Annotated in this window: 23 protein-coding genes; 6 read left to right on the plus strand and 17 right to left on the minus strand. The window is 59.5% G+C overall.

Annotated elements, in window-relative coordinates:
* Position 1: 1 nt before the first annotated feature.
* Positions 2-661 carry an O-methyltransferase gene (locus N438_RS04435; RefSeq protein WP_116696109.1) on the plus strand — a complete coding sequence of 220 codons (660 nt, stop codon included), beginning with the start codon at positions 2-4 and terminating at the stop codon, positions 659-661.
* 100 nt (positions 662-761) lie between these two features.
* Here the strand turns inward: N438_RS04435 and N438_RS04440 are convergent, their stop codons facing one another.
* Together N438_RS04440 and hrpA are read right to left on the minus strand one after the other, a co-directional pair.
* Positions 762-1,562, minus strand: coding sequence for a hypothetical protein (locus N438_RS04440; protein WP_227670275.1), 801 nt, complete (start codon positions 1,560-1,562; stop codon positions 762-764).
* A 241-nt stretch (positions 1,563-1,803) separates the two neighbouring features.
* Positions 1,804-5,706 carry an ATP-dependent RNA helicase HrpA gene (hrpA, locus tag N438_RS04445; RefSeq protein WP_116696111.1) on the minus strand — a complete coding sequence of 1,301 codons (3,903 nt, stop codon included), beginning with the start codon at positions 5,704-5,706 and terminating at the stop codon, positions 1,804-1,806.
* A 203-nt stretch (positions 5,707-5,909) separates the two neighbouring features.
* On the opposite strand from hrpA, the gene azoR reads away from it, so the two are divergent.
* The 3 genes from azoR to nadS all read left to right on the plus strand — a co-directional run bounded on the left by azoR (position 5,910) and on the right by nadS (position 7,376).
* Complete coding sequence (gene azoR / locus N438_RS04450) at positions 5,910-6,515, plus strand: FMN-dependent NADH-azoreductase (RefSeq protein WP_002902889.1); 606 nt, start codon at positions 5,910-5,912, stop codon at positions 6,513-6,515.
* A gap of 242 nt (positions 6,516-6,757) precedes the next feature.
* Complete coding sequence (locus N438_RS04455; RefSeq protein WP_023297514.1) at positions 6,758-7,090, plus strand: type II toxin-antitoxin system RelE/ParE family toxin; 333 nt, start codon at positions 6,758-6,760, stop codon at positions 7,088-7,090.
* Position 7,091: 1 nt separating this feature from the next.
* Positions 7,092-7,376, plus strand: a complete 285-nt coding sequence (nadS, locus tag N438_RS04460) for a NadS family protein (protein WP_023297513.1) — start codon at positions 7,092-7,094, stop codon at positions 7,374-7,376.
* Positions 7,377-7,408: 32 nt separating this feature from the next.
* Here the strand turns inward: nadS and paaY are convergent, their stop codons facing one another.
* The 13 genes from paaY to paaA form a co-directional block, all read right to left on the minus strand.
* Complete coding sequence (gene paaY, locus N438_RS04465; RefSeq protein ID WP_116696112.1) at positions 7,409-8,005, minus strand: phenylacetic acid degradation protein PaaY; 597 nt, start codon at positions 8,003-8,005, stop codon at positions 7,409-7,411.
* A 9-nt stretch (positions 8,006-8,014) separates the two neighbouring features.
* Entirely contained in the window at positions 8,015-8,941 is a 927-nt protein-coding gene (paaX, locus tag N438_RS04470) for a phenylacetic acid degradation operon negative regulatory protein PaaX (RefSeq protein WP_162493262.1), read from the minus strand.
* 99 nt (positions 8,942-9,040) lie between these two features.
* Entirely contained in the window at positions 9,041-10,357 is a 1,317-nt protein-coding gene (gene paaK, locus N438_RS04475) for a phenylacetate--CoA ligase PaaK (RefSeq protein ID WP_008805116.1), read from the minus strand.
* A gap of 26 nt (positions 10,358-10,383) precedes the next feature.
* Positions 10,384-11,589 carry a 3-oxoadipyl-CoA thiolase gene (gene pcaF / locus N438_RS04480; RefSeq protein ID WP_023297512.1) on the minus strand — a complete coding sequence of 402 codons (1,206 nt, stop codon included), beginning with the start codon at positions 11,587-11,589 and terminating at the stop codon, positions 10,384-10,386.
* Entirely contained in the window at positions 11,589-12,011 is a 423-nt protein-coding gene (gene paaI / locus N438_RS04485) for a hydroxyphenylacetyl-CoA thioesterase PaaI (RefSeq protein WP_023279988.1), read from the minus strand. The genes pcaF and paaI overlap by 1 nt, the downstream gene beginning before the upstream one ends.
* On the minus strand, positions 12,001-13,422 hold the full coding sequence (gene paaH / locus N438_RS04490; RefSeq protein WP_116696113.1) for a 3-hydroxyacyl-CoA dehydrogenase PaaH: 1,422 nt from the start codon (positions 13,420-13,422) through the stop codon (positions 12,001-12,003). The genes paaI and paaH overlap by 11 nt, the downstream gene beginning before the upstream one ends.
* Before the next feature lie 3 nt (positions 13,423-13,425).
* Positions 13,426-14,214 carry a 2-(1,2-epoxy-1,2-dihydrophenyl)acetyl-CoA isomerase PaaG gene (gene paaG / locus N438_RS04495; RefSeq protein WP_032711767.1) on the minus strand — a complete coding sequence of 263 codons (789 nt, stop codon included), beginning with the start codon at positions 14,212-14,214 and terminating at the stop codon, positions 13,426-13,428.
* Positions 14,215-14,216: 2 nt separating this feature from the next.
* Positions 14,217-14,984 (minus strand): 2,3-dehydroadipyl-CoA hydratase PaaF, encoded by a 768-nt coding sequence (gene paaF, locus N438_RS04500; RefSeq protein ID WP_032711768.1) that lies wholly within the window; start codon positions 14,982-14,984, stop codon positions 14,217-14,219.
* Positions 14,981-16,051: a 1,2-phenylacetyl-CoA epoxidase subunit PaaE gene (paaE, locus tag N438_RS04505; RefSeq protein ID WP_015705611.1), complete on the minus strand. Its 1,071-nt coding sequence runs from the start codon at positions 16,049-16,051 to the stop codon at positions 14,981-14,983. The genes paaF and paaE overlap by 4 nt, the downstream gene beginning before the upstream one ends.
* A 7-nt stretch (positions 16,052-16,058) precedes the next feature.
* Positions 16,059-16,556, minus strand: a complete 498-nt coding sequence (gene paaD, locus N438_RS04510) for a 1,2-phenylacetyl-CoA epoxidase subunit PaaD (protein ID WP_004224495.1) — start codon at positions 16,554-16,556, stop codon at positions 16,059-16,061.
* A gap of 11 nt (positions 16,557-16,567) precedes the next feature.
* Complete coding sequence (gene paaC / locus N438_RS04515) at positions 16,568-17,323, minus strand: 1,2-phenylacetyl-CoA epoxidase subunit PaaC (protein WP_116696114.1); 756 nt, start codon at positions 17,321-17,323, stop codon at positions 16,568-16,570.
* A 7-nt stretch (positions 17,324-17,330) separates the two neighbouring features.
* Positions 17,331-17,618, minus strand: a complete 288-nt coding sequence (gene paaB / locus N438_RS04520) for a 1,2-phenylacetyl-CoA epoxidase subunit PaaB (RefSeq protein ID WP_004224492.1) — start codon at positions 17,616-17,618, stop codon at positions 17,331-17,333.
* An 11-nt stretch (positions 17,619-17,629) separates the two neighbouring features.
* Positions 17,630-18,559 carry a 1,2-phenylacetyl-CoA epoxidase subunit PaaA gene (gene paaA, locus N438_RS04525; RefSeq protein WP_004176377.1) on the minus strand — a complete coding sequence of 310 codons (930 nt, stop codon included), beginning with the start codon at positions 18,557-18,559 and terminating at the stop codon, positions 17,630-17,632.
* 286 nt (positions 18,560-18,845) lie between these two features.
* Here paaA and paaZ point away from each other — a divergent pair, with 286 nt between their 5' ends.
* Together paaZ and tynA are read left to right on the plus strand one after the other, a co-directional pair.
* Positions 18,846-20,891, plus strand: a complete 2,046-nt coding sequence (gene paaZ, locus N438_RS04530; RefSeq protein WP_116696116.1) for a phenylacetic acid degradation bifunctional protein PaaZ — start codon at positions 18,846-18,848, stop codon at positions 20,889-20,891.
* A 641-nt stretch (positions 20,892-21,532) separates the two neighbouring features.
* Entirely contained in the window at positions 21,533-23,800 is a 2,268-nt protein-coding gene (gene tynA / locus N438_RS04545; protein WP_116696118.1) for a primary-amine oxidase, read from the plus strand.
* Positions 23,801-23,802: 2 nt separating this feature from the next.
* Here the strand turns inward: tynA and N438_RS04550 are convergent, their stop codons facing one another.
* Positions 23,803-24,786 carry a zinc-dependent alcohol dehydrogenase family protein gene (locus tag N438_RS04550; RefSeq protein WP_162499974.1) on the minus strand — a complete coding sequence of 328 codons (984 nt, stop codon included), beginning with the start codon at positions 24,784-24,786 and terminating at the stop codon, positions 23,803-23,805.
* 22 nt (positions 24,787-24,808) lie between these two features.
* Complete coding sequence (locus tag N438_RS04555; RefSeq protein ID WP_032754209.1) at positions 24,809-25,627, minus strand: phytanoyl-CoA dioxygenase family protein; 819 nt, start codon at positions 25,625-25,627, stop codon at positions 24,809-24,811.
* Positions 25,628-25,639 lie beyond the last annotated feature (12 nt).

Consider the following 25,639-nt stretch of genomic DNA (forward strand, 5'->3'; position numbering starts at 1 on the left):
TATGCAACAACAGTGGTCTGCCGTCGATAATTTCATGATTTCTTCGCTTATTCCTGAAGATGACATACTGAGTCAGGTACTGGAAAACAACAAACGCGCCGGGCTACCTGAACATGATGTTGCGGCCAATCAGGGGCAACTTCTGGCGCTGTTGGTGCGCATAACGCAGGCGCGGCGGATCCTGGAAATTGGCACGCTCGGCGCCTATAGCGCTATCTGGATGGCGCGCGCGCTGCCCGCCGACGGAAAGCTGATTACCCTCGAGGCCGATCCTGGCCATGCCGGGGTGGCGCGCCAGAATATCCGCCTTGCGGGGCTAAACGAGCGCATTGAACTCATTGAAGGACCGGCGCTGAACACGCTGGAAAATTTCGCGGATGTGCAGCCGTTCGACCTGATCTTTATTGATGCCGATAAACCAAATAATCCTCGCTATCTGGAGTGGGCGCTGCACTATTCGCACCCCGGGACGCTGATCGTGGGCGATAACGTGGTGCGCGATGGCGAAGTGATTAACGGACAAAGCGATGATGCGCGCGTGCAGGGCGTGCGTCGGTTTATCGAAATGATCGGGGATAACCCGCGGCTCACTGCCACCGCGCTGCAGACGGTGGGCATCAAGGGATGGGATGGGTTTACGCTGGCGCTGGTGAATGGGTAAGATCCGGGCGGCCTGATGCCCTCATCCCGGCCCTCTCCCCCAGGGAGAGGGAGAAAACCCGCGCCGGGACGCGTCACCAGCGGCATTCGTCCGCTGACGATCATTGGGGATAATACGTATACTGATAGTGCAGAGACGCTTCGCTTTTTCCGCCGTATCCTTCATACTCGCCATATTCCCCGGTACAGTTCCCCTCGGGGTCCCAGCCTAAACAGCGCGACTGGTGTTTTGTACTATACGTGGTGGTTCTTTCCTCGGATAACCACCGCCCTTTTTCATCCCAACGCAGCGTCGTGGTCGCATCCGAGTCGGCAATGCGGCTTAAATGCCCTTCCGCGTAGCGATAATTGACAGCAAGCATGGCCATCATGCCGCCATTGACCGTTTTACGCACCAGCCGGTGGCGGTCGTCATAGTGATAGGTGGTTGTGCTCATGGCTTTGGGCGGTTGCTGCGACACGAGTAGATTATCTGAACGTACAATGCGCCCGAGATTATCGGTGTAGAACTGCTCACGCATGACCATTTTTCTGATATTTCCCGTCGCGCTCCGGGTCTGTCGGATATATTCCCGCATCCATCCTTTATCATTTCGCCAGTGAACATTATCTCTGACTATCGTGGAGTCATTCGCGGTATTAAAAGTTTTTGCTCGCTCGTAACGTTCCAGCCGGCGGCACCGGGCAAAACGCAGCGTGCCTGCGTCGTTATTTTGGCTACCGTCAATTTTTACGCTCTGCACCTCACCATTGAGCGGCGGAAGATAGGTCAAAATAAAAAAATTGGCATCGTTGATCGCCCGCTGTGTTTCATCACAGGAAAAAGCGTCAACGAAAGGCTTACACGCCGTAATAACAAGAATGGCCGACACCAGCATAAATAGTCTGTACATAGCCATCATCGTAAAAATAGACTCCGTGTCCTGTTTATCCGGCAAAGCGAGGCTAAACATACGCCAATAAAGCAGGTTCCCCAAGCCACCGGGTTGATTTTCAGAATCCGTTAATTTTACGTCCGGGAGAACCAGTATGGGCCACATCCGGGGCGGGAAGATTATCGGGTGCGGCGTACTGATGAGTATCAGCCTCAGGATATGCCCCCGCCCGGCAAGCACAGCGCCACCGGGCTGGGGAATGAGGGGATTACGGCGTGATCTGTTCCATCGCCTGCAGGACGCGTTTGTCCGAGATGGGATACGGGGTGCCCAATTGCTGGGCGAAGAAGCTCACCCGCAATTCCTCGATCATCCAGCGGATCTCCCGGACATCGTCGTCCTCACGGCGGTTCGGCGGCAGCTTATTCAGCCACTGCTGCCACGCCTGCTGCACGCTCTCAATTTTCAGCATCTGTGCGCGATCGCGGTGCGGATCGATAGCCATCTTCTCGAGACGCTTTTCAATCGCCTGCAGATAACGCAGCGTATCGCCAAGACGGCGGAAACCGTTGCCGGTGACAAAACCGCGATACACCAGACCCGCCATCTGCGCTTTGATATCCGACAGCCCCAGCGCCATGGTCATATCCACGCGGCCTTTCAGCCGTTTGTTGATATTGAACACCGCGGTGAGGATCTGCTCGACCTGTTTAGCGATCTCCACCACCGTGTCGTTGAGCTCGGCTCGCACTTTATCGTGCAATTGACTGAAGCCCTCTTCCGTCCACACCGGACCACCCGCCTCGTCGATAAGCTTATCAACGCCGCAGGAGATGCAATCGTCAATCAGATCCAGCACTTTACCGTACGGGTTAAAATAGAGCCCAAGCTTGGCTTTGTTCGGCAGTTTTTCGTGCAGATACTTAATTGGCGACGGGATGTTGAGCAGCAGCAGGCGGCGCAGACCACGCCACATGGCCTGCTGCTGTTCCTGTGGATTATCAAACAGCTTGATAGCCACGCTGTCGCGCTCGTCCACCAGCGCCGGCCAGGCTTTCACCTTATAGTTGCCGCGTTTCTGTTCGTAACTTTCCGCCAGCGTACCAAAGCTCCAGATATGCAGCCCGCTCTGCTCGATGCCGTCATCGGCCACCGCCGACAGCGTCTCCTGAACTTTGCCCTTCAGCGCGTCTTTCAACGCCTGCAGCGAGCGCCCTTCCTGCAGCTTCTTGTTTTTGTCATCTACCACCCGGAAGGTGATTTTGAGGTGATCGGGCACCTGATCCCACTGCCAGGCCTCGCGGTCGATGGTCACGCCGGTCATCTTACGCAGCTCACGCTCCAGCGAATCAAGCAGCGGCAGCTCAAGCGGCGTCGCCCGGCCGAGAAACGCTTCCGCATAGTTAGGGGCCGGGACGAAATTGCGCCGCACCGGCTTCGGCAGCGATTTTATCAGCGCGATAATCAGCTCGCGACGCAGGCCTGGGATCTGCCACTCAAATCCGGCCTCCTCCACCTGGTTCAGCAGAGGCAGCGGAATATGCACCGTCACGCCATCGGCATCGGCGCCCGGTTCAAACTGGTAGCTAAGCCGCAGCTTGAGATTCCCCTGATGCCAGAAGTTCGGGTAGTCCAGCTTGCTGACCTGCTCCGCCCCCTCTTTAATCAGCATGCTCTTTTCAAAATTGAGCAAGTCTGGCGTTTCGCGGCTGGCCTGCTTCCACCAGGCATCAAAATGACGGGCGGAGATGACGTCGTGGCTAATGCGCTGGTCGTAGAACTCGAACAGGGTTTCGTCATCCACCAGGATGTCGCGGCGGCGCGATTTATGCTCCAGCTCTTCGATTTCCGCCCGCAGCTTCAGGTTTTCCCGGAAGAAGGCATGCCGCGTCTGCCAGTCGCCCTCCACCAGCGCGTGGCGGATAAACAGTTCGCGGCACAGCGCCGGGTCGATCTGGCTGTAGTTGACCTTGCGTGCGCCAACGATCGGCAGGCCGTAGACGGTGACCTTCTCCGTCGCCATCACCGCGCCCTGCGCCCGCTCCCAGTGCGGTTCGCTGTATGAGCGCTTGATCAGGTGCTGCGCGACCGGCTCGACCCACTCCGGCTCAATGCGGGCGGCGATGCGCCCCCACAGCCGGCTGGTTTCCACCAGTTCCGCCACCATCGTCCACTTCGGCGGCTTTTTAAACAGACCGGACCCCGGGAAGATGGAAAAGCGGGCGTTACGCGCACCGGTATACTCCTGCTTATCGGCATCCTTCATGCCGATGTGCGACAGCAGACCGGTCAGCAGCGCAGTATGGATCTCGCGATATTCCGCCGGCTCGCTGTTGATCGGCAGGCCGAGCTCTTTCACCACCTGGCGCAACTGGGTGTAGATGTCCTGCCACTCGCGCACGCGCAGATAGTTAAGAAAATCGACCCGGCACTGGCGGCGGAACTGATTCGACGACAGCGCCTTCTGCTGCTCGCCAAGGTAGTTCCACAGATTGACGAAGGCGAGGAAATCGGACTCTTTATCGTGGAAGCGGCGGTGCTTCTCATCGGAGGCCTGCTGTTTGTCCATCGGCCGCTCGCGCGGGTCCTGAATCGACAGCGCGGAGGTGATGATCATCGCTTCCCGCACGCAGCCGTGCTTCTGCGCCTCCAGCACCATGCGCGCCAGACGGGGATCCACCGGCAGTTGGCTGAGCTGGCGGCCCATCGGCGTAAGCTTATAGGCGGTGGCCTGCTCATCGGTGGTGATGGCGCCCAGCTCTTCCAGCAGGCGCACGCCGTCCTGGATATTGCGCTTATCCGGCGCTTCGACAAACGGGAAGGCGGCGATATCGCCTAAGCCCAGGGCGGTCATCTGCAGGATGACCGACGCCAGGTTGGTACGCAGAATTTCCGGGTCAGTAAACTCCGGGCGCGACAGGAAATCGTCTTCCGAATAAAGACGAATACAGATCCCTTCCGAGACGCGGCCGCAGCGGCCCTTACGCTGGTTGGCGGACGCCTGGGAAACCGGCTCGATCGGCAGGCGCTGCACCTTGGTGCGGTAGCTGTAACGGCTGATACGCGCAGTACCGGGATCGATAACGTATTTAATGCCCGGCACGGTCAGCGAAGTTTCCGCCACGTTGGTCGCCAGCACGATGCGTCGTCCGCTGTGCGGCTGGAAGACGCGGTTCTGCTCGCTGTTGGACAGGCGGGCATACAGCGGCAGCACTTCAGTATGGCGCAGATCCAGCTTATTCAGCGCATCAGCGGTATCGCGAATTTCCCGCTCACCGCTCATAAAGATCAGAATATCGCCGGGCCCTTCGCGCCCCAGTTCGTCAACCGCATCAAAAATCGCCTGTAATTGATCGCGCTCGGTGTCGTCCGCCTCTTCCACTATCGGCCGGTAGCGGACTTCCACCGGGTAAGTCCGCCCGGAGACTTCGATAATGGGCGCATGATTGAAATGCTTTGAGAAACGTTCCGGGTCGATGGTCGCCGAGGTAATGATGATTTTCAGGTCCGGGCGGCGCGGCAGGAGCTCTTTCAGATAGCCCAGCAGAAAATCAATGTTCAGACTGCGCTCGTGCGCCTCATCAATAATGATGGTGTCATACTGCATCAGCAGGCGATCCTGCTGGATCTCCGCCAGCAGAATACCGTCGGTCATCAGCTTGACCATGGTGTTGTCGCTAACGTGATCGCTAAAGCGAACTTTATAGCCGATGCAACTGCCCGGCTCCGTTTGCAGCTCCTCGGCGATACGGTTGGCGACGGTTCGCGCGGCCAGACGACGCGGCTGGGTATGGCCAATCAGCCCTTTCAGCCCGCGGCCCAGCTCCATGCAGATTTTTGGCAACTGGGTGGTTTTACCCGAACCGGTCTCTCCGGCGACGATCACCACCTGGTGATCGCGCACCGCCTCGAGAATCTCTTGTTTTTTCTGGCTAACCGGCAGGTTTTCAGGATAGGTGATGGCCGGACGCGCCGCTTCGCGCAGCAGGACTTTACCGGCTGCCTGGCTTATCTCCTGCGCCATCTCCTGGAGGATGGCCTGTTGCGATTCAGGATTTTTAACCTTCTTCACACCGTGCAGACGGCGGGCGAAGCGCGTTTTATCGCGCAGCATCAGGCCGTCGAGCTGTTGATAAAGCTGGGGGAAGGTGATTTTTTGTTGTTCTGTCATAGCGTTATCGGGCAGAGCTCTGCCGGGAAAATCTCTTTTGAAGTATTGCCTTAGAGTACCACATCTGAGGCATCCGTGCCTTGTTCAAAAAATCTGAACATAGGATTCGATATATTGCGCTATCTCTGTGGCGCGATTGTGAATACAGTGTCAACAAGCACCAGGGCATTGACCCGTCAATCACATTAAAAAAGGAAACACCCATGAGCAAAGTATTAGTTCTGAAATCCAGTATTCTGGCAGGGTACTCACAATCTGGTCAGCTTTCCGACTATTTTGTTGAACAATGGCAGGAAAAACACCCGGGCGACGAGATCACCGTGCGTGACCTGGCCGCTAATCCGATCCCGGTTCTGGATGGTGAACTGGTTGGCGCCCTGCGTCCGAGCGACGCGCCGCTGACTCCGCGTCAGCAGGAAGCGCTGGCCCTTTCCGACGAGCTGATCGCCGAACTGAAAGGCAATGATGTGATTGTTATCGCTGCGCCAATGTACAACTTCAACATCCCGACGCAGCTGAAAAACTATTTTGACCTGGTGGCTCGCGCCGGCGTCACCTTCCGCTACACCGAGAAAGGGCCGGAAGGTCTGGTGACCGGTAAACGTGCGGTCGTCGTGACCAGCCGCGGCGGTATCCATAAAGATACCCCGACCGACCTGGTCACCCCGTACCTGTCCACCTTCCTCGGCTTCATCGGCATCACCGACGTGAACTTTGTGTTCGCCGAAGGTATCGCTTACGGCCCGGAAGTGGCGGCCAAAGCGCAGTCCGACGCGAAAGCGGCCATCGACAGCGTGGTTGCAGCCTAAGATTTCCACTCCCGCCGCCCAGCGGGAGTGTTTTTTCCCCTCGCCCATCCCCCTTTTACGAGCCGCCTCGTAAATTCACACATCATTCCAACGCCTTAAGCCACCAGCCTGTACCATGGCTGTCGCCGCGCGAATCTGGCTCACTCCCGGTCGCTGACGGCAACCGTTGTCATGGTTAAAAACAGGAGTGCGTACTATGTACACCCGATGGTGTACATGGTACCTTAGCAAGGAGCGTTTTCGTGTGTCATGCCATTGAATTTATCGAAACGTCGCTATTTACCCGCCAGATAAAACAGCTGGCCAGCGATGAAGATCTGAGGGCACTGCAGAGGCAACTCATAGGCAATCCGGATTTCGGCGATCTTATCCAGGATACCGGTGGGTTACGGAAAATAAGAATGGCGACAGGCTCACAGGGAAAAAGCGGCGGCGTGCGGGTGATTTATTTTCTGGCAACCCGCGAGATTATCTATCTCGTCTTAGCCTACCCGAAGCACACCAAAGTGAGCCTGAGCGCAGCGGAAAAAAACGAACTCAGGAAACTGACCCGGCGACTAAAAAATGAGGTTTGAAATGGGTTACTTCGACGAGCTTAAAGCGTCCCTGGAAGAGGCTGTTGAGATCAAAGACGGCAACAAGGCCCCAGCCCGAGCGACGCGCTATGAAGTTGCTGATGTGAAAGCCATCCGCACGCAGCTTAATGTTTCGCAGGCGGAAATGGCAAAAGCGCTGGGTACCAGCGTGGATACTATCAAAAGCTGGGAGTCCAGGCGGCGCAACCCGACAGGCCTGGCAGCAAAAGTACTGGCGGTTATCCAGGCCAACCCGGCGTTCTTTCGTGAACTGGCTGAGCACTAATCCACTGAGCCCCTCCGGGTTGCCCTGGAAAGTTAGCGCTGCGTTTTTGGCCGCAGGTTTTCATCAAACTCCAGTCGCTTACGCCCTGCTTCCACTTCCCGTAATGGCTCCACCTGATGCAGCGTCTGCTTACAGCGCTCCACCAGCACCTGGTATTCACAGGTACCCTGTTTTTTCCACGCCAGCTCCTGTTCGCTCAGGGTGCGAATCGCTTTTGCCGGGCTGCCGATAATCAGATGGTTGGCGGGCATCTCGGCGTTGGCTTTGACAAAGGCCGAAGCGCCGACAATGCTGTTTTCGCCAATGACCGCCCCGTCGATAATCACCGCGCTCATGCCCACCAGCGCGTTGCGGCCAATCACACAGCCGTGCAGAATAGCGCCGTGACCGATGTGGCCATCCTCTTCCACCACCGTATCCTGGCCGGGGAAACCGTGCATGACGCAGTTGTCCTGAATATTGGCGCCGTCTTTGACCACGATGCGACCAAAATCGCCTCGCAGACTGGCGTTGGGTCCAACATAGACCCCTTTGCCGAGGATCACGTCGCCAATCAGCACGGCGGTTGGGTGGACGTAGCTCTCCTCCGGCACCACTGGCGTCAGCCCATCAATCTGATAAATCGGCATGCAACCTCCTTATGCGCCCGGCAAACCGCCAAAGCGCTGATAATAGAGCGGGCCCGGCGCCGGAAGCTCGCCCACCGAGCTTTCCCCTTTCTCGCTGACGAACGCCAGCGCGCCGGGATTCACGCGTTGATAAATATTGATACACAGCTGGCGGGCGGTTTGCCCCGCCCAGTGCGCCGGCAGCAGCTCCTCCGGCAGCAGCGGATCTTTGAGCACCACCCGGCGATAAAAATGGATCAGCAGCAGCTGGATCTGGAAACAGCGCTCAGGCGTCAGCTCGGCCGGGTCGCAGTCGCGCAGCAGCGGCAGTAACGGTCGGAATAGCGAGATGAAAGATTCATACATCTCGTTTTGTTCAGTGAGATGCCAGCACTCCTCCACGCGGCTGCGCAGCGCCGCACGGGAGAGCGCCAGCGGCGAATGGGCTTCAAAACAGATGACGTTTTCGGCGACGCCCGCTTCGTGGAGCAGCGACTGGACATCGGCCAGTTTTTGCGACGGCGAGGCCAGCAGGCTGGGCGCCAGCGCGCCAAAGCCCTGCCACAGCAGCTGCTTTTTGACGTCGGCGAGCACATTTTTCTCCAGGCCTTCCGAAAGCAGCAGCAGCCAGGTACCGTCCCATTCCGGGGCACTGGCGCGATAAATTTTATGTTCCGCGCGCCGGGTCAGGCGCAGCCCTTTATCGCTCAGGCGATAGAAGCTGCGCCGGCCGATACGGACGACATCGAGCCACTCTTCTTTATTGAGGCGAAATAGCGCGGTGCGGACAAAGCGCTCGCCGAAGCCTAATCCTTCCAGCAGCGCCGCAACGCTGCCCAGCCACACTTCCCCACCGCGCTGCAATAAAGCGTCGCCATACAGCGAGGCAATTAATGACGTGCCGCTGATCGGCATCGCCGTCACCGCTTGTTGAATAAAGGCGTCGAGTTTACTCATCTGATTCATTCTGTTGTTATTTTTTTCCTTTATGAATCATAGCACAGGAAATTCCCGGCTTACGGCGTAAAGGCCTCAGCCGGGTAACCGGGGAGAGAATTAACCGCTGACCACCGCTTTACGCAGGTCGAATACCCGACAGGCTTTCCCTTCAGAGCGAGGAATGCTGCCGCAGTTGACGATAGTAATATCGGTGGAGATCCCGACCATCGACTTAATGCGGTGACGCAACTGATGGCAAATCTGGCAGCGTTGTTCATGACTTAACGCCAGCCCGCTCTCTTTCAGTTCAACGCGCACCGCCAGCGAATCAAGATGACCGCGGCGATTGACCTCTAACTGATAGTGCGGCGCCAGGTGTTCAAACTTGAGGATCTCCTCTTCCAGCTGTGATGGGAAGACGTTAACCCCGCGGATAATCAGCATATCGTCGCTGCGTCCACTGATGCGATCCATGCGGCGCATGGTCCGCGCGGTTCCTGGCAGCAGGCGCGTCAGATCGCGGGTACGATAGCGGATCACCGGCAGCGCTTCTTTGGTCAACGTGGTAAACAGCAGTTCGCCATGCTCGCCATCTTCCAGCGGCGTACCGTCGTCCGGGTTGACGATTTCCGGGAAGAAGTGGTCTTCCCAGATGGTCGGGCCGTCAACGGTTTCCAGACATTCCATCGCTACGCCCGGCCCCATGACTTCCGACAAACCGTAAATATCCAGGGCGGTGATCCCCAGGCGGCGCTCGATCTCCGCGCGCATCGCCAGCGTCCACGGCTCGGCGCCAAACACGCCGACGCGTAACGAGCAGCCGCGGGCGTCACCGCCCATCTGGCGCTCAAGCTCTTCAATCAGATTCAGGCAGTAGGACGGCGTCACCATGATCATATCCGGCTGAAAATCGCGGATCAGCTGCGCCTGTTTTTCGGTCTGTCCGCCGGACATTGGGATCACCGTCGCGCCTAAACGCTCCGCGCCGTAGTGCGCGCCAAGGCCGCCGGTAAACAGGCCGTAGCCGTAGGCGACGTGAATTTTATCTTTCGCCGTGCCGCCGGCGGCGCGCAGCGAACGGGCGACGATATTGGCCCAGTTATCAATATCGTTCTGCGTGTAGCCCACCACCGTCGGTTTGCCGGTGGTGCCGGAAGAGGCGTGAATGCGCACCACCTGCTCCATCGGCACCGCGAAGGTATCGAAGGGATAGTTGTCGCGCAGATCTTGTTTGGTGGTACAGGGGAATTTTTGCAGATCGTTTAATTCCCGAAAGTCGTCAGGGTGCACGCCGGCGGCGTCGAATTTGCGGCGATACATCGGCACATTGTCATACGCATGCTTCAGCGTCCATTTCAGGCGCTGGGTTTGCAGGGCCTGCAGTTCGTCACGCGATGCGGTTTCAATCGGATCTAATTTTGTAGTAGTTATCATTGTAGGGTACTCGCAGGTAAATTAGCTCACACTCGCTCGAGGATCATGGCAATGCCCTGACCCACGCCAATACACATCGTACACAGCGCATAGCGCCCGCCCCGGCGTTGCAGCTCAAGGCTGGCGCTCAGCGCCAGTCGCGCGCCGCTCATGCCCAGCGGATGGCCTAACGCGATGGCGCCGCCGTTGGGATTCACATGCGCCGCATCATCCGGCACGCCGAGCTGTCTGAGCACCCCCAGCGCCTGCGCGGCGAAGGCCTCATTCAGCTCAATCAGATCCATATCGTTAATATTGAGTCCGGCTCGCTCCAGCACTTTACGCACCGCCGGTACCGGCCCCAGCCCCATCAGGCGCGGTTCAACACCTGCCGTCGCCATCGCCACGATACGCGCCCGCGGCGTGAGCCCCTGGATAGCGGCCTGCTGTTCGCTGGCGATGATCAGCGCCGCGGCGCCATCGTTGACGCCGGAAGCATTGCCCGCGGTAATGACGCCGCCCTGGCGGAACGGCGCTTTCAGTTTCGCCAGCTGCTCAAGCGTGGTTTCCGGGCGGGGATGCTCATCATCGCGTACCGCGCTGACCGCCCCTTTCTTGCCGATGATCTGCACCGGCACGATCTCCTGCGCCAGAATGCCGTCGCGCTGGGCCTGCTCCGTACGCTGCTGGCTGCGCCAGGCGAAAGCGTCCTGATCGGCTCGGCTGATATTTAACAATTCAGCTACATTCTCGGCCGTTTCCGGCATGCTGTCAGTTCCGAAGTGTTGCGCCATGAGCGGGTTCACAAAACGCCAGCCAATCGTGGTATCAAAGAGTTCCGACTGACGCTGATACGGCGTGCTCGCTTTTCCCATCACGAACGGCGCACGCGACATCGATTCCACGCCGCCGGCAATCAGCAGATCGGCATCGCCGGCTTTGATCGCCCTGGCGGCAAAACCGATCGCATCCAGACCCGATCCGCACAAGCGGTTTATCGTGGTGCCCGGTACGGTATGCGGGTAACCTGCCAACAGCGTCGCCATGTGCGCCACGTTGCGGTTATCCTCACCGGCCTGGTTCGCACAGCCGAAAATCACATCATCAATCGCTGCCGGGTCGAGCCCGGGGTTACGGCTCAGCAACTCACGTAGCGGGATCGCCGCCAGATCGTCGGCGCGGACGCCGGCCAGCGCTCCGCCGTAGCGGCCAATCGGCGTGCGGATCCCGTCACAAATAAAGGCGTCGCGCATTACACTTCTCCCGTGATTGTGCCGCCGATACGGTGCGATTTGCCGCGGAACAGGGCCACAATCTTTTGCTGTTGATTAACAATTTCGATGTCGTAGACGCCGGTCAGCTTGCCCTGCTGTTTGACTCTTGCGGTGGCGACCAGCCTGTCGCCGGCAAACGCTGGACGAAGAAAATCAATGCTTGCCGCCGAGGCCACCGCCGCCAGCCCCTGGCTGTTACAGGCGTAAGCGAAAGCGGTATCGGCGAGCGTAAATAGCTGACCGCCGTGACAGGTTTGATGGCCGTTAAGCATGTCCGCCGAGACGGTCATGCTCATCTGCGCAAAACCATCGTCCATTTCGATAAGTTCGATCCCCATCTTTCTGGCGCAGGTATCTTTTTCGTACATCACGCGCGCGTTGCGCCACGGATCATTGCTCATGGTGCTTCTCCATCAGCGCCTTCTGGCGCAACAGGGAACTGGGGCGATAGCGCTCCTCGCCATAATGGTGTTGCAGGTTCTCCAGCAGTTGCAGCACCCGCCGCCAGCCAAGGCGTTCTCCCCACGCCAGCGGGCCGTGCGGATAATTGACGCCAAGGCGCATCGCGGTATCAATATCATGCGGGCTGGCGATCCCTTTTTGCACCGCATCAAGCGCTTCGTTAATCAACATCGCCACCGTGCGCCACACCAGCAGGCCGGGATAATCGGCAATACGCAGAACTTTCTTGCCCTGCTGTTGGAAGTAATGCACGGCCTTTTCAGTGGCCGCAGGCGCGTTGGTCGCCGCTGCGGCCAGCACCACCGTTTCGCTGGCGCACAGGTCATACACCACCACCGGGCGGTGATGCTTAACGCTTAACGCTAGCGCGGTCTCGCCTTCGGTCTCCAGCAACAAGAGCTCATCGAGCTCTGTGACACCGTCACTTATAGCTGTAATGGATTGAGCGCCAATAGATACCGGCGGCAGCGCCGCGTCCGGCTGCGTCTCCGCGGGCCAGCGATAGACGCCGTGGCCGCTCTTTTTACCCAGCCGCCCGGCCAGCGCCAGCTCTTGCTGGAGTAGCGATGGTAGGTAGCGGCGGTCCTGCCAGAAGGCGTTAAACACCGAACAGGTCACAGCGAAGTTGACGTCCTGGCCAATCAGGTCAGTCAACGCCAACGGTCCCATCGGAAAACCGCCGCCGTCACGCAAAGCGGCATCGATAACCTCAGGAGCGGCAACCTGTTCTTCCAGCGCGCGCCAGGCCTCAGCGTAGAACGGACGCGCTACGCGGTTAACGATAAATCCCGGCGTTGAGCGGCAGCGTACCGGCTGTTTCCCCCAGCCGCTTACGCACTGGCACAGCTGCTCTACCACCTCAGCAGAGGTCTCCAGGCCACTCACCACCTCGACCAGCTTCATCACTGGCGCCGGATTAAAAAAGTGCAGCCCAGCCACCCGCTCCGGGTTTTTGACCCCGGCGGCGATGGCGGTAATCGAAATAGACGAAGTGTTACTGGTCAACAACGTTGACGGCGCGCAGATCTCCGCCAGCTGCGCGAACAGCGCCGTTTTGACCTCCAAGCGTTCAGAGGCCGCTTCAATTACTAAATCCGCGTCGGCAAGCGCGGCTAAATCGTGAGCCGGATGCAGGCGCGCCAGCAGCGCGTCGGCCTGCTCTGACGCCAGTTTGCCGCGCTCTACCCGTGAGGCGAGACGCATAGCAATGCCGTCGATCGCCTGGGCAATCGCGGTTTGATTAATATCGAAAATACGCACCGGATGTCCGGCGGCAGCGGCTACTTCAGCAATACCGGCTCCCATGGTGCCGCTGCCAATCACCGCCACGGTAGCTAAGGATGTTGTCATGGCCTATTTCCCGCTGAACTGTGGTGGCCGCTTGGCCAGAAACGCGCTGACCCCTTCGCGGTAATCATCGCTGCGCCCGGCCAGGCGCTGATAATCGCGCTCAAGGTCCAGCTGCGCATCGAGACTGTTGGTTTCAGAAGCCAGCAGCGCCTTTTTAATCAGCCCAAGACCAAACGTCGGTTGCGCCGCCAGATGGCGCGCCAGTTGCAGACTGGTATCCGCCAGTTCTGAATCGTCCACCAGTTGCCAGATAATCCCCCACTGCGCGGCCTGTTCCGCGCTGAGGCTATCGCCCAGCAGTGCCAGCCCCATCGCGCGAGCGCGGCCGGCCACCCGCGGCAGGAACCAGCTACCGCCGCAGTCCGGCACCAGGCCGAGCTTGCTGAACGCCATCACAAATTTCGCCGAACGCGCGGCCAGCACGATATCGCAGCCCAGCGCCAGGGTGGCGCCAGCGCCGGCGGCCACGCCGTTGACCGCGCAGATAACCGGCTTCGGCAGCGCCGCCAGACGGCGCACTAACGGGTTGTAAAAGCGTTCTACCGACAGGCCGAGATCCGGCGGTGGGCCGCTGGGGTCGACATTGCGATCGTTCAAATCCTGGCCGGCGCAAAAGCCGCGACCGGCGCCGGTGATCAGCAAGCAACGTACGCCGTCATCACGCTCGGCCTGCTTCAGACATTCCGCCAGCTGTTGATGCATCAGATCGTTAAAACTGTTGAGGCGGTCCGGGCGATTGAGGGTAATGGTCATGACGCCCTGTTCCACTGCGCTGAGAATGAAAGCTTCCACGATTAGCGTCCTTTAAATTCCGGTGTACGTTTTTGTAAGAAGGCGTCGATGCCTTCGCGGCGGTCCTCGGTGGCGCTCAGCAAGCTAAACAGCTGGCGCTCCTGTTGCAGACCAGCCTGCAGGCTGACTTCCTGCGACAGGCGCAGCGACTGTTTTGCCGCCCGTAGCGCCAGCGGCGAATGGCGGGCAATGGTGGTTGCCAGTTTCAGGGCATACTCATCGGTTAAAGCCGCCGGATGGATATCGCTGACCAGCCCGGCCTGTTGCGCCTGGCGGGCGTCAATACTCTCGCCGCTCAGCACCATCCGGCTGGCCAGCGCCTTGCCAACGCTGCGGATCAGCCGCTGGGTGCCGCCAGCGCCCGGCATAATGCCGAGGGTAATTTCCGGCAGGCCAAAGCGGGCGTTGTCGCCGGCGACAATCATGTCGCACAGCAGAGCCAGCTCGCAGCCGGCACCGAGCGCGTAGCCGTTGACCGAAGCGATGAGCGGTTTAGTAAAGGCATCGATTCGCGCCCATAACCGTGGGCGAATATCATCAAGGGTGGCAGGCAGATCTTTTTCCGCCATTTCATTGAGGTCAGCCCCGGCGGCGAAAAAACGCGCGTTACCGCTGATAACGCAGACGCCGACGCTGTCATCAACTGCCGCGGCCTCCAGCACCTCGGCAATCTGGGTTAATAAGGCATTGTTCAGCGCGTTGCGGGCCTGCGGGCGGTTCAGCGTCAACTGAAGCGCCCGGCCATGACGGTGGATCAGCAGGTCACTCATGCCATCCCCCGCGCGTCAAAGTCGACCACCACATCGCCGCTGGTCGGCAACGACTGGCAGCTCAGCACGTAGCCCGCCGCCAGCTCATCCGCTTCCAGGCTGTAATTGGCGGCCATCGCCACTTCACCGCGTAGCACTTTGCATTTACAGGTGGCGCATACCCCGCCCTTACAGGCGAACGGCAGATCGGCGCCCTGACGCAATGCGGCATCCAGGATGCTGTCGTCTTCGGCGCTGAGGGCGATAAGCCGATCGCGCCCGTCCTGACGGATGGTCACCGTGCGCCCTTCCGCCTGCACTCCAGCGGCCCGCTTCACATTGCCGCCTGGGGTATTAAAGCGTTCGAGATGAATCGATTTCTCCGCTACGCCAAGTTCACGTAACGTCGCTTCCGCCTCGTCCATCATCACCGCCGGCCCGCAGATAAAGGCCTCGTCGAAACGGCTGAAATCCAGCAGATGGTCAGCGAGCTGGCGCAGTTTGTCGCCGTCAATGCGCCCCTGTAGCAGATCGCTGTCCATCGACTCCTGGCTAAACAGGTGTATCACCTGCAGGCGCTGCGGATAGCGGTCTTTTAAATCGGCCAGCGCCTGGCGGAACATCATGCTATGGCTGCTGCGGTTGCCGTAGATCAGCGTAAAGCGGCTTTGCGGCTCGGTCGCCAGCGTCGCGCTAATGATCGCCATCATCGGCGTGATCCCGGAACCGGCGGCAATCGCCAGATACTCACCCTGCCGTTCGGCCTGCGGTTGATAACCGAAATGCCCCTGCGGCACCATCACTTCCAGCTCCATACCCTGCTGGATATCGTGCTGGGCGTAGCGCGAGAAGCGCCCGCCGTCGATGGCTTTGACCGCGACGCTAATTTCGCCTGGCGTGCGGCTGCGACAAATGGAGTAACAGCGGCGCAGTTCTTCGCCGCCCAGACGGGCTTTTAGCGTCAGATGCTGGCCCGGGCGAAAACAGTATTCCGCCTGCAGGGCTTGCGGAATCGCAAAAGTGATGGTCACCGCATCGCGGGTTTCCGGCTCGACTCTCGCCACCTTAAGCGAATGGAACGTCGTCATGGCAACCTCAAATACATTTAAAGTAATCAAAAGGTTCCCGGCAGCTGTCGCAGCGATAGAGCGCTTTGCAGGCCGTGGAACCGAATTCGCTAATCAGCGAAGTATGGGTGCTGCCGCAGCGCGGACAGCTCACCTCAGCGGGCATGTCCGCGTGGCAGGCGTGCCCCTGGGGCGGGCTGATGCCGTACTGGCGCAGGCGCTCGCGAGCATCCTGACTCATCCAGTCGGTGGTCCACGGCGGATCCAGCTGCAGGACGATATGCACCGGCAGAAAGCCATGCTCGCTCATGACCGTACGGATCTCGCCCAGCAGATGCTCCGTCGCCGGACAGCCCGAATAGGTCGGGGTAAAGCCAATCACCCAGCCGTCGCCATGGCGCGCGACGCTGCGTACCATACCGAGGTCGGTGATGGTGAGTACCGGCACTTCCGGATCCGGGATCGCGCTTAATAACCCCCAGATGGTGCGAACCTCTGCAGGAGCGATATCGGCAAGACGTTGCATAGTCACCTCACTTACCACTGCAGTCCGGGATGCGAACGCTGCAGATATTGCATCTCCGCCAGCAGCGGGCCGAGATGTTCACTGTGCAGCCCCTGTTTGCCGCCGCTGCGGAAGGCCGCTTCCTGCGGGATCTGTAAGCCGGAGTCGAGCAGCGCCGTGTGTACCGCGCTTTGCCATTCGGCCTGAAGCTCGCGCGGATCAACCGCAATGCCCTGCTCAACCAGGCTGAGCTCCACTTCATCGGCAAGGAACAGTTCGCCGGTGAAGCGCCAAAGATTGTCGACCGCCTGCTGCATTTTGCGATTTGATAACTCGGTGCCGTTACCCAGACGCTCCAGCCAGCCGCGGCTAAAGCGCTGGTGGTAACGCACCTCTTTCAGCCCTTTAGCGGCAATGGCCGCCAGCTGCGTGTCGCGGCTGTTCACCAGGCGTCTGAACAGAGCGACGTGCCAGACATCGATAAAGAACTGGCGGGCGATAGTGTCGGCAAAATTGCCGTTTGGCTGCTCCACCAGCAGCAGGTTGCTGAACTGGCGCTCATCGCGGCCAAAGGCCAGCGTATCTTCGTCGCCGCAGCCGTTAAGCTCGGCGGCATAGCTTAAAAAATTGCGCGCCTGGCCGAGCAGGTCGAGGCCGATGTTGGCCAGCGCAAGATCGATCTCGAGCTCGGGAGCATGGCCGCACCAGGCGCCTAAACGCTGGGCCAGAACCAGACCATTGTCGCCAAGCCGCAGGGCGTAGGTGGCTACGGGGTTAGGGTTATTCATCGCCGCCTCACATGTGTTCCATGCCATCCGGCACGGTATAGAAAGTCGGATGACGGTAGACTTTGCTTTCCGCCGGGTCGAAGAATTCGCCGCGCTCTTCCGGCTGCGAAGCAACGATTTCGCTGGCCTTCACCACCCAAATTGAGCAGCCTTCGCTGCGGCGGGTATAGGCATCGCGGGCATTCTCCAGCGCCATTTGATCATCAGCGGCGTGCAGACTGCCGACGTGACGATGGGATAACCCCTGTTTGCTGCGAACGAACACTTCATATAACGGCCAGTAAACTTTGCTCATGTTGTCTCTCCTCATGCCGCGCTGCGGGCCTGCTGTTTTTGCGCATGGGCCAGCGCGGCCTCGCGCACCCACTCGCCCTCTTCCCAGGCCTTACGCTTGGCGGCCAGCCGCTCGTGATTGCAAATCCCACGGCCGCTAATCACCTCGTTAAATTCCTGCCAGTCGATTTCGCCGAAGCGGTAGTGGCCGCTGGCTTCATCAAACTGCAAATCCGGGTCCGGGACGGTCATACCGAGGATCTCTACCTGCGGCACGGTGTTATCGACGAAGCGCTGACGTAGCTCGTCGTTGGAGTGCAGTTTGATTTTCCACGCCATGCTGCGGGCGCTGTTCGGCGAGTTGTCATCGTTGGGGCCAAACATCATCAGCGCCGGCCACCAGAAACGGTTAATGGCGTCCTGCAGCATCTGCCGCTGCGCGTCATTGCCCTGCGCCAGCGCCATGCAGGCTTCAAAACCCTGACGCTGGTGAAAGCTCTCTTCTTTGCAGATTTTGACCATCGCCCGGGCATAGGGGCCATAGGAGGTCCGGCACAGCGCCACCTGGTTGACGATGGCCGCGCCATCGACCAGCCAGCCGATCACGCCGATATCCGCCCAGCTCAGGGTCGGGTAGTTAAAAATGGAGGAATATTTCATCTGCCCGTCGAGCATTTTCTGATACAGGTCTTCCCGGGCGCAGCCCAGCGTTTCCGCGGCGCTATAGAGATAAAGCCCATGCCCGGCCTCATCCTGTACCTTAGCCAGCAGGATCGCTTTGCGGCGCAGCGTCGGCGCGCGGGTGATCCAGTTGCCTTCCGGCAGCATGCCGACGATTTCCGAGTGCGCGTGCTGGCCTATCTGCCGAATCAAGGTCTTACGGTAGGCATCCGGCATCCAGTCCTGCGGTTCGATGGCCGTTTCCTGCGCGATGCGCTGGTCAAAGCGTTGTTCTTCTGTCACGTCATCACCTTTATGATTCTGATATTCACAACATAAACATTTATGTGAATCACTTTGTTTATTGAAGGTTACATATTGGTTAAATAAAACCACAAATTTTGTTTGCTCCTTTTGTGATAACAACCGCAAAACCTTTTGTAAACAGCCGATAGATCAGTAGCGTAAACGCAACGCCCCATCAGCCACCGATCACAATGTTAATAAATTATTAAATACAGGCTTGATTTTTATGATTCATAAAAGAACTATTTATAGATATCACACGTAACATATTTGGAGATTTGCGATGCAGCAGTTAGCCAGCTACTTATCCGGCGCCTGGCAGACCGGTCGGGGCCGCGCCCGTACTATCCATCACGCCATTACCGGCGCGGCGCTTTGGGAGGTGACCAGTGAAGGTCTGGATCTGGCGCAAGCGCGCCGCTTCGCGATTGAGCGCGGCGGTAAGGCTCTGCAAGCCATGACCTTTATTGAACGCAGCGCGATGTTAAAAGCGGTTGCAAAACGGCTGCTGGAGCAGAAAGACGAGTTCTACGCCATCTCCGCGCAAACCGGCGCAACCCGCGCCGACAGCTGGGTGGATATTGAAGGCGGCATCGGCACCCTTTTCACCTATGCCGGGCTCGGTAGTCGCGAATTGCCGGACGATCTCCTGTGGCCGGAGGACGAGCTCATCCCGCTCTCCAAACAAGGGGGTTTTGCCGCGCGTCACGTGCTGACCTCGAAATCAGGCGTCGCCGTACATATCAACGCCTTCAACTTCCCCTGCTGGGGAATGCTGGAAAAACTGGCGCCGACCTGGCTTGCCGGCATGCCGGCGATCATTAAACCGGCCACCGCTACCGCCCAGCTTACCCAGGCGATGGTGAAAGCGATTGTCGACAGCGGCCTGGTGCCGGAAGGCGCCATCAGCCTGATTTGCGGCGGCGCGGGCGATCTTCTCGACCATCTCGATAGCCAGGACGTGGTGACCTTTACCGGCTCTGCCGCCACCGGCCAGCAGCTACGGTCGCATCCTAACCTGGTGGCCAAATCGATTCCCTTTACCATGGAAGCAGATTCGCTCAACTGCTGCGTTTTAGGCGAAGATGTCACCCCGGAGCAACCGGAATTCGCGCTGTTTATTCGGGAAGTGGTCCGCGAGATGACGGCGAAAGCCGGGCAAAAATGTACCGCTATCCGCAGAATCATCGTGCCACTGGCTCAGATTAATGCGGTTAGCGATGCACTGATCTCCCGCCTGCATAAAGTAACCGTCGGTGACCCTGCGCAGGAGGGCATTAAGATGGGGGCCCTGGTTAATCGCGAACAGCGTCAGGATGTGCAGGATAACGTCAATAAACTGATCGCCGCCGGCTGTGAAGCGCTGCTCGGCGGACAGGCAGATCTTAATGCTGATGGCGCGTTCTTCCCGCCGACCCTGCTGTACTGCCCGCAGCCGGATGAAACGCCAGAGGTTCACGCCATTGAAGCCTTTGGCCCGGTAGCGACGCTGATGCCGTATCGCGACCGCCAGCATGCGCTCACGCTGGCACGCGCCGGCGGTGGCAGTCTGGCTGGTACGCTGGTCACCGCCAGCGGCGAGCTGGCGCGCGAGTTTATCCTTGGCGCCGCGCGCGCCCATGGTCGTATTCAGATCCTTAACGAGGAGTCCTCGGCAGAGTCGACCGGCCACGGCTCGCCGCTGCCGCAGCTGGTACACGGCGGCCCTGGCCGCGCGGGCGGCGGAGAAGAGCTTGGCGGGCTGCGCTCGGTGAAACACTATATGCAGCGTACCGCGGTCCAGGGCAGCCCAACGATGCTGGCGACCATCGGCCAGCAGTGGGTGCGTGGCGCGCAGGTTAGCGAAGACCGCATTCACCCGTTCCGTAAATACTTCGAAGAGATCCAGCCTGGCGATAGCTTATTAACCCCGCGCAGAACCCTGACCGAAGCGGATATCGTTAACTTCGCCTGCCTGAGCGGCGACCATTTCTATGCGCATATGGACAAAATCGCCGCCGCCGAGTCGATTTTCGGCGAGCGGGTGGTCCACGGTTATTTCCTGATCTCCGCCGCGGCCGGGCTGTTCGTCGATGCCGGCGTCGGGCCGGTTATCGCCAACTACGGGATGGAAAACCTGCGCTTTATTGAGCCGGTCAAACCGGGAGACACCATTCAGGTTCGCCTGACCTGTAAGCGTAAAACCGTTAAGCGTCAGCGTAGCGCCGATGAGAAAGCCACCGGCGTGGTGGAATGGGCGGTGGAGATTTTCAACCAGCACCAGCAGGCGGTGGCGCTGTATTCCATTCTGACCCTGGTGGCGCGCCAGCAAGGGGATTTTCCGGCGTAATAGCGGAAAATAGACCGCTGGCGCTCTGTTGGCCGATCCTTGAGCCATTGATCCTGCAATCGGTTTGCAACGGTTTCGCCCCGGGAAGTCCTTTATGTTATCTGTGGCTTCAGCGCACATTGCGCTCCCGATTAATCGTCTGCGTTATGTCACTCATGGCGCAGGGAGCGCACAGGGGGCGGCCAGTCGCCGCCGCCCCCTGTACCCCCGGGCTCCGGCCAGCAAAATCGCCACTGCGTGGTACCTTCGACTTATCCCTGCAGGCTGCGGGTCGGGCCGAGGCAGCGTCCCTGCAAAACACGGCCCTCAGCCCGCATCCATGCGGGCTGCCCCGGCCTTCCGGGAACGTCTCAGCGATTTTGAGGCCGCCAGCACCGGCAGTTTCAGCGGCCCCAGCGCCAGCGATGATTTAGATCTGTAGGGGCTGTAGGCCCGGTAAGGCGTCAGCCGCCACCCGGCAAAAAAATCGGTGCACGTTCTCAATGCCTCTGCGGAGGCATTTTTTACGTCCGTCTGGCAAAACTGACAAACAAGCTGGCAAAAGCAAACAAACGCCCCGGCGCCGCTGGCTGGTAGCTTAGGGGTGACAAAGCCGACATTCGCAGCGGCAAGAGACAACACAACAATAAGATGAGGTCACTATGGCAAACGGCTTGAAATTTTCTCCTCGTAAAACCGCGCTGGCGCTGGCCGTCGCGGTGGTTTGCGCCTGGCAATCACCGGTCTTCGCCCACGGCAGCGAAGCGCACATGGTGCCGTTGGATAAAACGCTGCAGGCGTTCGGCGCCGATGTCCAGTGGGATGACTACGCGCAAATGTTTACCCTGATAAAAGACGGCGCTTACGTCAAAGTGAAGCCCGGCGCCAAAACCGCGATCGTCAACGGTAAAACCCTTGACCTGCAGGTGCCGGTGGTGATGAAGGAAGGAAAAGCCTGGGTCTCCGATACCTTTATCAACGATGTGTTCCAGTCCGGTCTCGATCAGACCTTCCAGGTGGAAAAGCGCCCTCACCCGTTAAACTCGCTCTCGGCGGCGGAAATCAGTGAAGCGGTGACCCTTGTCAAAGCCGCGCCGGAATTCCAGCCCAATACCCGCTTTACCGAAATTTCCCTGCACGAGCCGGATAAAGCGGCGGTGTGGGCCTTTGCCCTGCAGGGTACGCCGGTCGATTCACCGCGCACCGCCGATGTGGTGATGCTGGATGGCAAACACGTGATTGAAGCCGTCGTCGATCTGCAAAACAAAAAAATCCTCTCCTGGACGCCGATTAAAGGCGCCCACGGGATGGTACTGCTCGATGATTGTGTCAGCGTGCAGAACATCATCAACGCCAGCAGCGAATTCGCTGAGGTGCTGAAAAAGCACGGTATTACCGATCCAGGCAAAGTGGTCACCACCCCGCTCACCGTTGGCTATTTTGATGGCAAAGATGGCCTGCAACAGGATGCGCGTCTGCTGAAGGTGGTCAGTTATCTCGATACTGGCGACGGCAACTACTGGGCGCACCCGATTGAAAACCTGGTGGCGGTGGTCGACCTTGAAGCGAAGAAAATTATCAAAATTGAGGAAGGCCCGGTGATCCCGGTACCGATGGAGCCCCGTCCGTATGATGGCCGCGACCGCAACGCCCCGGCGGTGAAACCGCTGGAGATAACCGAACCGGAAGGCAAAAACTACACCATTACCGGGGATACCATTCACTGGCAGAACTGGGATTTCCACCTGCGCCTGAACTCACGCGTCGGGCCAATTCTCTCGACGGTGACCTACAACGATAACGGCAAAAAACGCCAGGTGATGTATGAAGGTTCCCTGGGCGGGATGATCGTCCCCTACGGCGACCCGGACGTCGGCTGGTATTTCAAAGCCTATCTGGACTCCGGCGATTACGGCATGGGCACCCTGACATCGCCGATTGTGCGAGGTAAAGATGCGCCATCGAATGCGGTGCTGCTGGATGAAACCATCGCCGATTACACCGGCAAACCGACCACGATTCCAGGCGCGGTCGCCATATTCGAACGCTATGCCGGGCCGGAATATAAGCACCTGGAAATGGGCAAACCCAACGTCAGCACCGAACGCCGGGAACTGGTGGTACGCTGGATCAGTACCGTCGGGAACTATGATTATATCTTTGACTGGGTGTTCCACGACAACGGCACCATCGGTATCGACGCCGGCGCCACCGGCATTGAAGCCGTTAAAGGCGTGATGGCGAAGACCATGCATGACCCCAGCGCCAAAGAGGATACCCGCTACGGGACGCTGATCGACCATAATATTGTCGGCACCACCCATCAGCACATCTATAACTTCCGCCTCGACCTCGACGTGGACGGCGAAAACAACACCCTGGTGGCGATGGATCCTGAAGTGAAGCCCAACACCGCCGGTGGCCCGCGCACCAGTACCATGCAGGTGAATCAGTACACCATTGACAGCGAGCAGAAAGCGGCGCAGAAATTCGACCCGGGAACCATTCGCCTGCTGAGCAACACCAGCAAAGAGAACCGCATGGGCAACCCGGTCTCTTATCAGATCATCCCGTATGCCGGCGGTACGCACCCGGCGGCGACCGGCGCGAAGTTCGCCCCGGACGAGTGGATCTACCATCGCCTGAGCTTTATGGATAAACAGCTGTGGGTGACGCGCTACCACCCGACAGAGCGTTATCCGGAAGGGAAATACCCGAACCGTTCCGCCCAGGATACCGGCTTAGGGCAGTACGCAAAGGATGATGAGTCGCTGACTAACCACGATGACGTCGTGTGGATCACCACCGGCACCACCCACGTGGCGCGCGCCGAAGAGTGGCCGATCATGCCGACCGAGTGGGCGCACGCCCTGCTGAAGCCGTGGAACTTCTTTGACGAAACCCCAACCCTTGGCGAGAAGAAAAAGTAATCTTAGCCCGCGGTGAAATCGAGCAGGATTTTACCGCCTCTTCCCGGCTGGTCGGCGGCGGCAATTGCCTCCCGCCAGTCGTTCAACGCTATGCGCTGGGCCGGCGGCTGGGTGGTCGTTGGCAAGCGCAGCCAAATCTCGTCAAACGCCGCCCGCCACGCCGCCACGCTGAGTGTCGGCAACGCCTCCCGCAGATGAAACTTGCGCACCGTCGCGCTACCGCGCGTCTGGGTCAGCGGCCGCCCGGATAATAAACCATAGGAGATCAGGGTCGACGATGCGGGCAGCACCGACAGCAGCGTATTCGCCAGTTCGCCGCCCACCGCGTCAAACACCAGATCGCTGTGCTGGCTGACCTTCTCCATCAGCGCCCGGTCGGTATCGAGGATCGGATAGATCCCGGCCTGTTCCAGGCGCGCCCGGTGCTGCGGCGAGCGAATAATCCCGCTCACCGAGCGGGCGCCCATCGCCAGCGCCCACTGTCCCAGCAGGCTGGCGCAGGAGGACGATGCCGCGGTCAGCACAAGGTGTTTTCCGGCAACCGGCCAGCGCTTGAGCATCAGCATAGCCGTCAGCGGATTGATATACCCGCGGGCGGCCAGCAGATCGTCAACCGCTGGCGGCACCGGCACCAGCCAGGTCTCATCCAGATCGATAAACCGCTGCCAGGTGCCGCCTCCGCGCAGAGGCAGTACCCGCTGTCCCGCGGACAGCCGGCTGCCGTATGGCGCGGCGACCACCTCGCCAAGGCCTTCATAGCCGGCGACGGCCGGCAGTCGGGTGCGGTGGCGATAGGCGCCGGTCACGGGGATCAAATCCGAGGGATTCACCGGGGCATAGCGCATCCTGACCCGCACCCGTCCGCCCGCCAGCGGCGCCAGCGGCAGGCGTTTCAGGGTCAGCACGGCGGCCGGCGGCCCGTAACGGTCATAAACAATGGCGTCGTTGAACATCGACAGGCTCCAGACAGCGAAAGGCGGGATCATAGCAGATCCCGCCGCCAGTGGCTCACGCCCGCGGCCAAACCTGGGGGAACAGCGGGGAATCCAGCGGGTCGCCGTCCCGCAGGGTCAGCTCGGGGAACGGTGGCGACGTCACGCCACCGCGATCGGCAAACGCGGCGTCATCCCCCACCCAGCGGGCGGAGAAGACCCGTCGCGCCCGCGCGCCGGGGTTGCCGCGGGCGCCATGGACGGTGCGGAAATGGAAGGCCACCGCATCCCCCGGCTCCAGCGCCCAGCTGACGATATCGTATTCGTCCTCATGGGCGTCGATATCCGGCAGCGCGCTGAACCGGGTGTGCTCGTAAAGCTTAGTGCCATTGAAACGGGTAGGACTGAACTCCTCCTCCCAGCGATGCGACCCGCGAATGCAGCGCAGCGAAGTGGCCTCCGCCACCGGGTCCAGCGGGATCCAGAAGCTGACGTTCTGTCTGCCGGAGACGCAATAGTAAGGCTGGTCATGATGCCAGGGAGTCACCGTGCTGCCTCCGGCCGGTTTGACCAGCGTATGTTCATGGAAAAATTTCGCCGTCTGCGACTGCATCAGCGCCGCCGCGATCTCGGCGGCCGCTGACTGAAAGACAAACTCGCTAAACGCCGGGATCCGCGACCAGTTGCAGTAGTCCTGAAAAAAAGGCGGCGAACCATCTTTGGGGATCACCGTGCGCGCATGACCATACTCGCTGGGGCTGGCCATCAGCGCCGTGACCCCCTCGGCGAGGCGATCGACCCAGGGGGTAAAGACGCCTTTTAATAACACCGCGCCATCCGCCTGCCAGCGGTCGATGGTCGCTTGATCGATGTGGGGAGAGTGTTGGTTGTGCATCGCTTGGGTTCC

This window comes from Klebsiella sp. GL120222-02, assembly GCF_003097195.1.
Lineage (GTDB): Bacteria > Pseudomonadota > Gammaproteobacteria > Enterobacterales > Enterobacteriaceae > Klebsiella > Klebsiella variicola.